The 12147-nt window shown below is 60.5% G+C and carries 11 protein-coding genes and 1 tRNA gene; 9 read left to right on the top strand and 3 right to left on the bottom strand.

The genetic code is table 11. The features are described 5' to 3' along the window. Window positions 1–196: 196 nt before the first annotated feature. A complete protein-coding gene (ubiM, locus tag DTQ13_RS05910; RefSeq protein ID WP_248460324.1) occupies window positions 197–1462 on the bottom strand; it encodes a 5-demethoxyubiquinol-8 5-hydroxylase UbiM in 1266 nt (421 codons plus the stop codon). Between the two features lie 82 nt (window positions 1463–1544). Continuing rightward, the gene (locus tag DTQ13_RS05905; RefSeq protein ID WP_043562027.1) at window positions 1545–2162 is read right to left on the bottom strand and encodes a nitroreductase; all 618 of its coding nucleotides are present in this window, start codon (window positions 2160–2162) and stop codon (window positions 1545–1547) included. A gap of 111 nt (window positions 2163–2273) precedes the next feature. Between DTQ13_RS05905 and hisB the strand changes: the two genes are divergently transcribed. The 7 genes from hisB (at window position 2274) to DTQ13_RS05870 (ending at window position 6815) form a co-directional block, all read left to right on the top strand. Beyond that, window positions 2274–2876: an imidazoleglycerol-phosphate dehydratase HisB gene (gene hisB / locus DTQ13_RS05900; RefSeq protein WP_086441412.1), complete on the top strand. Its 603-nt coding sequence runs from the start codon at window positions 2274–2276 to the stop codon at window positions 2874–2876. Between the two features lie 82 nt (window positions 2877–2958). Beyond that, window positions 2959–3603 (top strand): imidazole glycerol phosphate synthase subunit HisH, encoded by a 645-nt coding sequence (gene hisH / locus DTQ13_RS05895; RefSeq protein ID WP_248460323.1) that lies wholly within the window; start codon window positions 2959–2961, stop codon window positions 3601–3603. After that, complete coding sequence (gene hisA, locus DTQ13_RS05890) at window positions 3588–4982, top strand: 1-(5-phosphoribosyl)-5-[(5-phosphoribosylamino)methylideneamino]imidazole-4-carboxamide isomerase (protein ID WP_227449767.1); 1395 nt, start codon at window positions 3588–3590, stop codon at window positions 4980–4982. The genes hisH and hisA overlap by 16 nt, the downstream gene beginning before the upstream one ends. Then, a complete protein-coding gene (gene hisF, locus DTQ13_RS05885) occupies window positions 4976–5737 on the top strand; it encodes an imidazole glycerol phosphate synthase subunit HisF (protein ID WP_103765784.1) in 762 nt (253 codons plus the stop codon). The genes hisA and hisF overlap by 7 nt, the downstream gene beginning before the upstream one ends. A 29-nt stretch (window positions 5738–5766) precedes the next feature. After that, on the top strand, window positions 5767–6129 hold the full coding sequence (locus tag DTQ13_RS05880; RefSeq protein WP_052349243.1) for a phosphoribosyl-ATP diphosphatase: 363 nt from the start codon (window positions 5767–5769) through the stop codon (window positions 6127–6129). Between the two features lie 90 nt (window positions 6130–6219). Continuing rightward, complete coding sequence (locus DTQ13_RS05875; RefSeq protein WP_043562011.1) at window positions 6220–6600, top strand: HIT domain-containing protein; 381 nt, start codon at window positions 6220–6222, stop codon at window positions 6598–6600. Window positions 6601–6739: 139 nt separating this feature from the next. Next, a tRNA-Glu gene (locus DTQ13_RS05870) sits at window positions 6740–6815 on the top strand. A gap of 128 nt (window positions 6816–6943) precedes the next feature. Here DTQ13_RS05870 and DTQ13_RS05865 read toward each other — a convergent pair. Continuing rightward, window positions 6944–8581, bottom strand: a complete 1638-nt coding sequence (locus DTQ13_RS05865; protein WP_248460322.1) for an alpha-keto acid decarboxylase family protein — start codon at window positions 8579–8581, stop codon at window positions 6944–6946. A gap of 155 nt (window positions 8582–8736) precedes the next feature. On the opposite strand from DTQ13_RS05865, the gene DTQ13_RS05860 reads away from it, so the two are divergent. Next, entirely contained in the window at window positions 8737–9582 is an 846-nt protein-coding gene (locus DTQ13_RS05860) for a LysR family transcriptional regulator (RefSeq protein ID WP_248460321.1), read from the top strand. 530 nt (window positions 9583–10112) lie between these two features. Further along, complete coding sequence (locus DTQ13_RS05855) at window positions 10113–12092, top strand: autotransporter domain-containing protein (RefSeq protein ID WP_248460320.1); 1980 nt, start codon at window positions 10113–10115, stop codon at window positions 12090–12092. Window positions 12093–12147: the final 55 nt, after the last annotated feature.

Here is a 12147-nt window from a genome sequence, read left to right as displayed (position 1 = left end):
TTCTGGAACCTGACAATCAGATACACTGGGCTGTCCCGATCCGTTCATCCCACATTGTCATATGGGACAGCTTCCTTCACCGGATTGCTCCCACGACCAGTATCACCGTGGAAAGCCATATCAGGCAAGTCATTTTGTTAATTAAAAATAAACCGTTCCCACAGAGGAAATCTGATCCCCTGAACAGGCATGAACCTCACACGGGGTCCATCAGCATCCGTGTCACGGCCTTCTTGAAAGGGGCCAGACGGTTGGCCAGCATAAGTCCGGCCCGGCGGGCCAGAGGGAATGGTCCATCATCCCGGGTGTAGGCCACAGCAATGGCATTGGTCGCCGTAAAGAGCGGGAAAGTTGCCTTGCGATGTCGCCGCTCAAAACGCTGGAGCGACGCCGCATCACCCGGGTCCCCAGGTCCAGCGCTCAACTCCTGCACCAGTGTTTCCTGCCCCCGGATGCCGAAATTGAAACCATGTGCCGTAATGGGGTGCATACCCACGGCAGCATCACCAATCAGGGCCACACGGGGAGCCTGAAAGCGATGGGCATAGACGGCCTTGAGCGGGTAGGTGATACGGTCGCTCATCACCCGCAGGAGGCCGAGCCGTTCATCCGTCCGACGGGTGATCTCGGCATTGAAATCATCCGGGGCCGCTACACGAAGTCGGGCAATATCATCCGGCGGCAGGGTCAGCACCAGAGACGAAATATCGCCCATACCCCCATCCGGGGCGACCGGCAGGAGGGCGATCGTCTGGCGTTCATCAAACCATTGCAGGGCCGTATTGTCATGCGGTGTAAGGTGCCGCATCCGGCAGACAAGGATGCTCATGCCGAAATCATGCACGATGGCCCCGATCCCGGCCAGCTCCCGTATCTGGGAGAAGCGGCCATCCGCCCCGACCAGAAGACGGGCCTGCATGGCCCGCCCATCCGACAGCCGGACCTGCACGGCATCCCGCCCGGTCTGATACCCTGTCACGCCTGTCTGGCAGAGCAGGGTGATGCCCTCTGTCCGGCTCACGACACGATGAAGGGCACGACGGATGAGATGATTGGCCACCAGGAAGCCCAGCGGTTCCCCTTCTGGCCCCGCATCGGACAAGGCAGCCCCTCCCCCATCCGGCGCATGGAAAATGAGAGGAGGGCCGCCCAGACTGCCACTCTCTACCCGGGCGACATCAAGAGGGCAGATGGCCTCTGCCGGAATCTCGTCCCAAACGCCATGCTGTTTCAGCCAATGCACGGTATGGTGGGTCAGGGCAATTTCCCGCCCATCGAAGGACGGAGCCTCCAGCACGCTGCAGGGAGCTTTTTCCACCACGCTCACCTGCCAGCCTTCCCGGGCAAAAGACAGGGCGGCCGCCAGACCGGCAGGACCACCACCAGCGACCACCACATCACAGGCGGAACCCCCCTTCTGCTCTGGCCCCTCTGCCTGATGATCATTACCATGTCGTGTCATGATGCAGCCCCTGTCCCCCAGTTCTCCCTGGTCACGGCTTTAACCTACCAGGCATGCCCCGGCAAGCAGCCCGTCCCCGTCCTCAGCGTTGCCTGTCATCCGCACCGAACGTGACAGGTGTCTGCCCATCCCAGAAAGCCACATGATCACCCACATCCGGGCGGACATGGGCCCGTTCCGGCTTTTCTGGCGTACCGACAAGCAGGAACCCCGCAAGCCGGTGCGGGGCCTCCAGCCCCAGCTGGCTGAGCAGGGACCGGTCCTCACAGAACCTCCCGCTGATCCATACCCCTCCGAATCCTTCCATGTGCAGGGCATTGAGGACATTCATGGCCCCGGCGGCCACAGCCATTTCCTGCTCCATGACGGGAACCTTGTGCTCCGGCCGGAGATGCATCCCCAGTGCAATGACCATCGGCGTCTCGGAAAAACGCCTGCGCCGCTTCTCACGCTTCTTCTCCGGGGCATCAGGCTCCTGCCGGGCCACGGCGGCAACAACATGTCCGGCAAAGGCCGGGCGGGCATCGCCAGCAATCACCACATACCGCCACGGGCAGAGATGCCCATGATCCGGAGCCCTCAGCCCGGCGGAGAGGATGCGGGCCAGCACCTCTCCCTGCGGAGCCGGAGCGACCAGATCGCCTGTCGAGGAACGCTCCAGCAACACATCAAGCGGGGAAACGGATGAAGCCTGCGCCATGATGACGGCTCTCCTGAAAATCTTGTCATGGTCTGTTAACTGGACAGTCTCACCCACAGCGTCACAATAAGCAAGTTTGGAAAGCAGCCCATATTGGTATAGCAGAAAGACATGACGACTCAGACATCACGAACCGCCACATTGAATCGCCAGACAGGCGAGACCGACATCACCCTTTCCCTCGCCATTGACGGACACGGGAAGAACAGCATCCAGACAGGCATCGGCTTCTTCGACCACATGCTGGATGCCCTGGCCCGGCATGGCGGGCTGGACCTCACCGTACAGGTGAAAGGCGACCTCCATATTGATGACCACCACACCATCGAGGATGTGGGCATCACGCTGGGAGAGGCCCTCCACAAGGCCATCGGCGACAAGCGGGGCATCGAACGTTTCGGCTCTGCCCTTGTCCCTCTGGATGAAGCGCTCTGTGAAGCGGTTGTGGACATTTCAGGCCGTCCCTTCCTGGCCTGGAACATCACCTTCCCCCGTGAGATGATCGGCGCCATGGCCACGGAAATGGTGGAAGAGTTTTTCCGTGCTCTCTGCATGTCCGCCCGCATCACCGTGCACATGAATGGCCGTGCCGGAACCAATGCCCACCACATTGCCGAAAGTGCCTTCAAATCCTTCGCCCGGGCCCTGCGCATGGCGCTCTCCCGCGACCCCCGCAGCGCCGGGCAGATTCCATCCACCAAAGGGGTGCTGTAAGGCTCCCTCACGGTTTTTCCTTGATTTGTCTCCCCCACCTGCCTGAAACAGGACCGGGCAGCTTGCAGTATGGAGAGTGTTCATGCGTGTTGTTGTAATCGACTACAATGGCGGCAACCTGGCTTCTGCTGCACAGGCAGCACGAAGGGCCGCAGCCCTGCGAGGGCTGGAAGCCGACATCGCCATCTCCCGCAACGAGGCTGACATCCTTGCTGCCGACCGTCTCATCCTGCCTGGCCAGGGTGCCTTTGCCGACTGTGCGAAAGGGCTGGACGAGGGCGCTCTCCGCCCCCTGCTGGAAAAGGCAACAGCAGAAGGCACGCCCTTTCTCGGCATATGCGTGGGGATGCAGCTCATGGCCCAGTACGGGCTGGAACATGGCCGCACGGAAGGGCTGGGCTGGATTGATGGCCACATCGCTCCCATGGATGACAGTACCCGACAGGGATTCCGGCTGCCGCACATGGGGTGGAACACTCTCTCTTTCACACCCGGTGCCCATCCGCTGACAGAAGGGCTTAAGCCGGGAAATCACGGCTATTTTGTCCATTCCTATGCCCTGGTGGACGCCCGGGCAGAAGAAACCATCGCCACGGCGGATTACGGCATGACCATTCCGGCCATCGTGGCCAAGGGCAACCGCTGCGGCACACAGTTCCACGTGGAAAAAAGCCAGGATGTAGGTCTGACCATCCTGGGCAATTTCCTGACATGGCAGCCTGGCTGATGCAGGGACGGCCATGGAACCAGCCTCCAGACAGTTACCGGGCCGAACGGCTGGGCCACACCATCAGCGAGGATGACCTCGAAAGCCTGATGGAAAGCACCGTGGCCGCCATTCTGGCCGAGGGCGTGTTCGACTGGCACACGCCCCCTGAAAGTGCCGTCCTGAGGCGTTTCTTCGAGGGCCTCCTGCTAGTACCGGACCGGGACGTCTTCATCGTCCGGGCACCGGATGGCAGCATCTGCGGGGCGGCTGTTCTCGCTCATGCCACGTCCCGGTCCGAAATATACGGTGCCAGCGCCACCATCACCGCCTTTTTCATCGTTCCTTACGAGCGGGGAAAAGGTCTGGGCGCCCTCCTCATGGAGGCCATCATCAACAGGGCACTGACCCGGGGCGCCAAGGTACTGGACTGCCGTGTGCGTGAAACACTGCACGACGCCATAACCCTGCTCACCTCATTCAACTTCACCCACTGGGGCACACACCCCTATTTTGCACGAATCGGAGACCGGACAGTGCGCGGACTATTCTTCTCAAAACTCCTCGTCCCTGAAGAAAGAGCCATGCAGTGGCAGCCTGCCGGCACACCGCTCTCCGTGCCACACCATGGCCCCGCACCGGGCGGAACCCTCCGCAAACCGTTGACCCTCTACCCGGCCATCGACCTCAAGGGCGGGGCCTGTGTCCGCCTGCGGCAGGGGGACATGAATGCTGCCACCCATTATTCCGACAATCCTCCTGCCCAGGCCAAGCTGTTCGAACAGGCCGGGTGCCGCCACCTCCACATTGTCGATCTGGACGGCGCCTTTGCGGGCCGGTCGGCCAATGTGAAGGCTGTGGAGGACATCATCGCCACCACATCTCTTCCTGTCCAGCTCGGCGGAGGGCTACGGGACATGAAAGCCATTGAACGCTGGCTGGAAGCCGGTGTCAGCCGGGTCATCCTTGGTTCTGCCGCCGTGAAAGACCCCGGCCTTGTCCGGCAGGCCGCCCGTGCCTGGCCGGGCCGCGTGATCGCCGGGATCGACGCCCGGCAGGGCCGTGTTGCCACCGAAGGCTGGGCCGAAGTCTCCGAGCTGACCACCACCGACCTCGCCCGCCGGATGGAAGAGGCAGGCGTCGCCGGAATCATCTTCACCGAGATCACCCGGGACGGCATGCTGGAAGGTCTGGACATTGATCAGACGGTCGAGCTGGCCCGCCATGTCTCCATCCCCGTCATCGCCAGCGGCGGCGTGGGCACGCTGGACCATCTCCGGGCCCTGCGACAGGCGGCCGATGAAACGCCCGGCATCACCGGCGTGATCGTGGGGCGCGCCCTGTATGATGGCCGCATCAATCTGCCGGAAGCCCTGTCCGTACTGGAGGGATCATGCTGAAGCTACGTGTCATCCCCTGTCTCGACGTCCATGACGGGCGGGTCGTCAAAGGGGTCAATTTCGTCTCCCTGCGGGACGCCGGAGACCCGGTGGAACAGGCCCGCCTCTATGATGCCGCCGGAGCGGACGAGCTGACCTTTCTGGACATCACGGCCAGCTCGGACAATCGGGACACCATTCTTGACGTTGTCGAACGTACCGCCGCCGAAGTCCGCCTGCCCCTCACCGTTGGTGGTGGCGTGCGACGCTGTGCGGACATCCGCAGACTTCTGCTGAGCGGTGCCGACAAGTGTGCCATCAACTCCGCCGCCATCCGCACGCCAGAGCTCATCAATGAAGCAGCGGAACGGTTTGGCAGCCAGTGCATCGTCGTGGCGATAGATGCCCGCTCCGATGGCCATGGCGGGTGGGAGGTCTACGCCAAGGGCGGACGGGAACCAACCGGACTGGATGCCGTCGCCTGGGCCGAGCAGATGGCCACACGGGGAGCCGGAGAAATCCTGCTCACCAGCATGGACCGTGACGGTACACGGTCCGGCTTTGACCTTGATCTGCTGGGAACCATCTGCAAACGTGTTTCCGTTCCCGTTATCGCCTCCGGTGGTGTGGGGGAACTGGCCCATTTCGTGGAAGGAGCCCGGGCGGGTGCCAGCGGTCTGCTGGCCGCCAGCGTGTTCCATTTCGGCCAGTTCAGGATCGGTGAGGTCAAACAGGCCCTGCACGATGCCCGGCTGCCCGTCAGGCTGGGCCGCTAGGGACTGGCATGACAAAGGACAGGAAACATATGGCCCAGAATAATACCCCCTCCCGTGAGACAGGCCGCAAAGAGGTTCTGGAACGACTTTACCATACGGTTCTGGCCCGCAAGGGAGCCTCACCATCCGTCAGCCATTCGGCCCGTCTCATGGCTCGGGGGCGGAGCAAGATTGCCCAGAAATTTGGCGAAGAAGCCGTCGAATGTGTCATTGAGGCCATCAAGGGCGACAGGCAGGGCCTCATCAGCGAAAGTGCGGATGTCCTCTATCATCTGATCGTGATGTGGGTTGATGCGGGCATTGATCCGGCGGATGTCTGGGCCGAGCTGGAACGCCGTGAAGGCACGAGCGGCATCGAGGAAAAAGCCTCCCGGCCGAAACCGGCCTTCTGAAGGCACGGCTCATAGGTGGGTTGCCTCCCCCTCCCTTGACTTCCCCCCACCTCACTCCCCAATCATGGAGGAAGAGGAGGAACCCATCTTATGCCGACCGCTACCCCCGCTTACGATCCCAACAATGTCTTCGCCAAGATACTGCGGGGAGAGATTCCCGCTGAACGTGTCTGCGACAGCAAACATTCTTTCGCTTTCTACGACATCTCTCCCCTCGCCCCGATCCATGTTCTGGTGATCCCCCGTGGCGCCTACACGGACCTGCACGACTTCATCTCCCGTGCCAGCGATGAAGAGATTCTGGATTTCTGGAAACTGGTGGACAAAATTTCCGCCGAGCAGTCCCTCATCCCCAGCGGGTTCCGCCTCATCAGCAATGTGGGTCGTGACAGTGGACAGGAAGTGCCGCACTTCCACGTCCATCTTCTGGGTGGGCGCCCGCTCGGCCCCATCCTGGCGGCTGACCAGTAACGGCACCGCCCCATCCGGGAAAGCCGCCTCTGGGCGGCTTCCCCCCTTTCGGGACTGGTTGGAAAACCTTTTTTTACAAAAGGTATCTTTCCCTCTTGCACTTCCCCGCCGTTCCCTCTAGAGAAGGCTCACGCCTTTAGTCCCGTTCGTCTAGAGGCCTAGGACACCGCCCTCTCACGGCGGCAACACGGGTTCGAATCCCGTACGGGACGCCAGACATTTCATGAAAACTCTGAACAATCTGGCCTGACAGGCATCTCTTGGACATCATCCTGACGTACCATTCTTCCCCTTGGTGGGCAGACACGGAGTGCGCCTGCCCACCCGGTTTCAGAACGAGACCTTACTGCATCTCGCCCAGAGCCTCGGCCATGACGGGAGCATCATAACGGGGTGCGGCGACCTCCAGATAGGTACCCTGCCCCGGCCTGACAGCGTCCAGAGCCTGACGCAGAGCCCTGGGTGTGCTGATGCGCTCGCACTGCCAGTCCTTGCCGCCAAACCCACGGGCCAGAGCCGTGTAATCCCAGCTGGCAATGTCATTGTAATAACGTTCCCCGTCATCACAGAGCAGACGCTCGATCAGATAGCCATCATTGTTCAGGACAAGGATGAGCGGATGACAGTCAAAACGGGCAAACTCACCGAGAGCCTGTACCGTCAGCTGATGTGACCCTTCACCGGTCAGCAGGATGATCCGCTTGTGAGGGGCTGCGATGGCCATGCCGAACGCCGCCGGCGTGGCCCAGCCGATGGACCCCCACAGGCTCTGCTCCTCATAGTCGACCCCTTCAGGCAGACGGATAAAGCCCATGCCCATGGCGACCGTCCCCGTCTCACTCACGACGATATCCCCAGCCCGGAGATGATCCCGTATGGCGGCATAGAAGGTATGGGTTCTGATCACCCCATCATCCCCTTCGTCAGCCTGCCGAGGGGGCAGTTCCATCCCCAGATAGCCGGGACCGGCGGGGCAGGATACGGTATCGGCCAGATCGGCCAAGGCTTCGATCACATCGGCCAGATCAACGGCATGAACGGCACCATCACCAAAGCGCACCTCATGCGCCATGACACTGATGATGCGTTCCGGGTCCAGCTTCTGGGTGAAAAGCCCGGTGTTGAAATCCGTCATTTCAGCACCCAGCGTCAGGACGAGATCGGCCTGCTCCACAAAGTCGGCGACATCTTCCTGCACGAGATGCCCGCCATACATCCCCACAAACCCTTCAGCCTGTTCATCCACCACGCCCTTGTCCATGAACATGGTGGCATGGGGCAGACCGGACCGGCTGAGGAACCGTCTCATCGCCTCCCGGCAGCCAAACCGGGCCGTCAGGATACCCGGCAGGACACAGGGAGACGTGCTGCGTTCCAGCTCGGCCATGATGCGCCGTGCCACGATGGCGGCCTGTTTCCCGCTCCGCACTTCCGGAAGGGCCATGTCACCATCAGGCATGACCACATCATCATGAGCTGCATCGAACGGGATGCCAATATAGACCGGCCGCCGCTCCCGGCGCAGCGTGGCCAGAACACGTTCCAGCTCCTGCACGCAGTTCTGGCCATCCAGAATGGTACGGGCACAGACGACATGACCGGCAGCATCATAAAAGGCCGTGGTCTGCCCGTTGCCCAGGGTATGATGCACAAGCCGCTTTTCATCCAGCACGGCCCGCTTGGGCAGGCCAACCAGATGGATGACCGGCAGATGCTCCGCATATGCCCCGGCAACGCCGTTCATGGCACTCAGCTCGCCAACGCCATAGGTCGTGTTCAGGGCCGCAATCCCCCGTATGCGGGCGTAGCCATCGGCCGCATAGGCGGCATTCAGTTCATTGGAGCAACCAATCCAGCGCATGTCCGCCCTGGCCGTGATGGCGTCATTGATCGGGAAGGCATAGTCACCCGGGACACCGAAGACATGCTCCACACCCAGCCGGGAGAGCTGGTCCAGAAGATAATCGACAACCTTTGCCATCGTACGTTCCTTTTCATCATTGGCACGTCAGTCCGTGCCTCTGAGGAAAGCCTATCCAGCCCATCTTCAATATGATAATATTATATTTCTATACAGACTATAGCCTTTTCCCTATGCCATACCCCCAACTGACCCTCCGGGAACTCCACTACTTCATGGCTGTTGCCACACAGGGCAGCTTCAGCCGTGCGAGTGACCAGCTGCACATCAGCCAGCCCTCCCTGAGCATGGGCATACGCTCTCTGGAAAACAAACTGGACGTCCGCCTTTTCGAGCGGTCCCACAAGACCATCACCCTGACGGAAAAGGGCAAGACCTTCTTTCTTCATGCTGAACGTCTACTTGAGGCCGAACAGAATCTTCACCGGGCGATGGCGGATGATTCAGGCCCCCTGAAGGGGACGGTCCATCTGGCACTCCCACCCATATTGGGGGCGATCTATTTCCGCCCCATCATCCGGCAGTTCTGCAGCCTCTATCCCGATGTCGTGCTGAACATCGAGGAACATCCCTCCGACAGGCTGGTGGCCCAGCTTCTCGGCCATCACACGAACATCGCCGCCCTCATAGGGCCTGTCCAGAACAGGCAGCTGCGCACCATCCCCTTTGCAGAGGCAGAACTCTGCCTGCTGATGGCCGACTCACACCGGCTCGCAGGCCGGGAGAGCTGCTCCTTCACGGACATTCTGGATGAGAAGATCGTCCTCATGAATGAGAACTTCAAGATAAACCGTTTCATCTCGGAAGCCTTTGCCAGTCACGGGGCCGCGCCCCATGTCACCGGGCGCACGGGTGACACAACCCTCCTGCTGACCATGGTTCAGGCGGGTGTCGGCGTCACCATCATTCCGGCGGCCTTCCACAATCCGGCCCAGAATGACGGGCTGTACTGCTGCCCGTTGCAGGACCCGACCATCCGCATCACCATTTCACTCGCTGTCCGCCGCAACACCCCCCTGAACAGAGCCGAAGAAACCTGGTTGCAGATCAGCTTGCCCTGACCCCCTGCCCGGGACGCCTGCAAACACCAACATGCTCCGGCCTCCATTCGGCTCTCCCCGACACAAGGCCAATTTTCCAAAACATGGTTCAGGAAAGCCATGAAAAAGACAAACATTCCACCTACATCATAACCTGCAGTCGGCATGATCTCTGACTGCCTTCCTGCTGGTATCAAAATACTATCTCTGTAGAATGATGAAGTCTCCGTGGAAAAACGCACAGAAGAACCCATGAGGCCGAGTGCCGGGTAGCTCTTCTCGATACGACTTACAAATAACGAAAAATAGCCATGAAAAACCATTCTTGAAGAATTAATTAAGGATAATTATAAAATAAATTTTCAATTGCAAATGTTTATATTCTCTTCAATGCTAATTTTACAAAAACTTCCTCACCACAACCACATATTGCATACACCATAAAATTACTTATCCCAACAAGTTGTTCCGCAGGGACCGTAACAAACGCTGCCAATGCCACCTTCAGCGCCACGGGCGGGTCTCAGGCCTCCGCAACAAACAGCGGCGTCATGACCCTCGCCGGGGGCAACAAAACGGATGGTGCTGTCACCAATACAGGCAACGGGTCCCTGACACTCGACAACAGCACCATCGGCGGTACCCTCACCCATGATGGCCAGAACCTGACCGTCACCAGCAACAATGCCTCCGCCGGGTCCCTCGCAGGAAACAGCAACGGCACGCTGGATGGCACGCTCATCCTGACAAAGGCCAGTGACACCTACGCCGGGTCTCTTTCCGGCAATGGTGGCCTGACCATCGATGGCGGGACGGAAATCCTGACAGGTGACAGCACCTATTCAGGCCCGACGATGATCCAGAACCAGGCAACTCTGGAAGTGGATGGTCGTAATGGTTCCAGCCCGGTTTCCGTCGGCAATGGCGCAACTCTGCGTGGTACCGGCACCGTCGGCTCAACCCAAGCTGTCTCCGGTGCTACGGTCGCCCCCGGTGCGATCGGCTCTGATGCGCTCTCCACCCTGCATGTCAGTGGTAACCTGACCATGGCCAAGGGCTCTGTCCTGCGGATCCGCGGGACGAGCGATACGACGGGCCAGACCATTGACACGGCAAAAGGCAACGGGTTCCATGAACTCACCTCCGACCGTCTGGCTGTCACAGGCACGGCTTATCTGCAGGGCGGGACTCTGGACCTCCAGCTGAAGAATGCAGGCGCGGGCCTGACATATGGGCAGGCTTACCGTGTCCTGACGGCATCCGGCGGTGTCAACGGCCAGTTTGACGAAAAACTGTCGAGCAATCTGGCACCCCAGTATGCCTATCTGGACCCAGCCTTTGCCTACAGTGCCGATGCTGTTGACATCGTCCTGCGCCGCAATGCCAGCTCGTTCAGCACGGTAGGTGAAACCCGCAACCAGATTACCACCGGCCAGGGGCTGGACCATCTCGCTCCCAGCTCGGCGCTCAGCCAGGCCATGACAGGCCTGACACGGGACCAGGCACGGCGGGCGCTGGACAATCTCTCCGGTGAGCTGCACGCCTCCATCCGTACGGCGCTGATTCAGGACAGCTTCTACATCCGCAATGCGGTGATGGACCGTCTGGCAAACAGCGACTGCGATTATGGCCATAATGGCCAGAGCCTCTATGACCTGAAGACGCATAAAAAGAATGGCGCCTGCTATTCCGACCATGCTGTCCTGTGGGGGCAGGCTTACGGAGCCCTCGGCCATAACAGCGGGGATGGCAATGCTGCCCTCATGCACCACAACACGGCCGGGTTCATCATGGGGGCGGATGCGCCGATCAACCGCAGCAACTGGCGTGTCGGCGGGCTGCTGTCCTATGGTCACTCCCAGTTCAACATCCAGCGGGGGCGCTCCTCCTCCGGCAACAGCAACAACATCACTGTTGGGGCCTATGCCGGGACACACTGGGGCCGCCTGAACCTGCGGCTGGGCGCTGCCTATAGCTGGAATGTCATCAACACCCGTCGGCATGTCGCCGTTGGTGATTATGGCGGGCGCCTCAGCAGTGGCTATCTGGGTGGAACTGCACAGACATTCGCTGAACTGGGCTACAAGATGCGCACCGGGCGCGGCGTCTTCGAGCCGTTCATGAACGTGGCGTATGTGAACATGCAGACCAACAGCTATCATGAGCATGGCAACGAGGCCGCCCTGCGCAGCCGTGGGACGGATACGGGGGTCACCTTCTCAACCTTCGGTTTCCGTGCCGCCACGACGCTGAATATCGGCCGGACGATCTTCATGCCGCACCTCACGGCAGCCTACCGCCATGGCTTCGGTCGCCTGGGGTCCCGCCAGCATGAGGCCTTTGCCACGACAGGCGGGACCAGCGACATGGACGTCGCCGGTGTTCTGCTCTCCAGCAATGCGGCTGTCGTGAATGCTGGCATGACGGCCCGCCTGACTGATCGTATTGATCTGGATCTGTCCTACATTGGCCAGTACGGCAACCAGTCAACCGAAAGCGGTGCAACGGGAACCTTCAAGATGAAGTTCTGATCCCGTATCTCCGGTATCGCAGACAGAAAAGGGCGGACCACCATGGTCCGCCCTT

The sequence above is a fragment of the Parasaccharibacter sp. TMW 2.1888 genome (assembly GCF_023167265.1).
Lineage (GTDB): Bacteria > Pseudomonadota > Alphaproteobacteria > Acetobacterales > Acetobacteraceae > Bombella > Bombella apis.
Note: the sequence above shows the minus strand (reverse complement) of the source record. Positions and strands in the feature narration are given on the sequence as shown.

What these genes read in the sequence shown, in the direction of transcription:
- ubiM (WP_248460324.1), bottom strand. Translation starts at nt 1,462, where the DNA reads ATGACACGACATGGTAATGATCATCAGGCAGAGGGGCCAGAGCAGAAG.
- DTQ13_RS05905 (WP_043562027.1), bottom strand. Translation starts at nt 2,162, where the DNA reads ATGGCGCAGGCTTCATCCGTTTCCCCGCTTGATGTGTTGCTGGAGCGT.
- hisB (WP_086441412.1), top strand. Translation starts at nt 2,274, where the DNA reads ATGACGACTCAGACATCACGAACCGCCACATTGAATCGCCAGACAGGC.
- hisH (WP_248460323.1), top strand. Translation starts at nt 2,959, where the DNA reads ATGCGTGTTGTTGTAATCGACTACAATGGCGGCAACCTGGCTTCTGCT.
- hisA (WP_227449767.1), top strand. Translation starts at nt 3,588, where the DNA reads ATGGCAGCCTGGCTGATGCAGGGACGGCCATGGAACCAGCCTCCAGAC.
- hisF (WP_103765784.1), top strand. Translation starts at nt 4,976, where the DNA reads ATGCTGAAGCTACGTGTCATCCCCTGTCTCGACGTCCATGACGGGCGG.
- DTQ13_RS05880 (WP_052349243.1), top strand. Translation starts at nt 5,767, where the DNA reads ATGGCCCAGAATAATACCCCCTCCCGTGAGACAGGCCGCAAAGAGGTT.
- DTQ13_RS05875 (WP_043562011.1), top strand. Translation starts at nt 6,220, where the DNA reads ATGCCGACCGCTACCCCCGCTTACGATCCCAACAATGTCTTCGCCAAG.
- DTQ13_RS05865 (WP_248460322.1), bottom strand. Translation starts at nt 8,581, where the DNA reads ATGGCAAAGGTTGTCGATTATCTTCTGGACCAGCTCTCCCGGCTGGGT.
- DTQ13_RS05860 (WP_248460321.1), top strand. Translation starts at nt 8,737, where the DNA reads ATGGCTGTTGCCACACAGGGCAGCTTCAGCCGTGCGAGTGACCAGCTG.
- DTQ13_RS05855 (WP_248460320.1), top strand. Translation starts at nt 10,113, where the DNA reads ATGACCCTCGCCGGGGGCAACAAAACGGATGGTGCTGTCACCAATACA.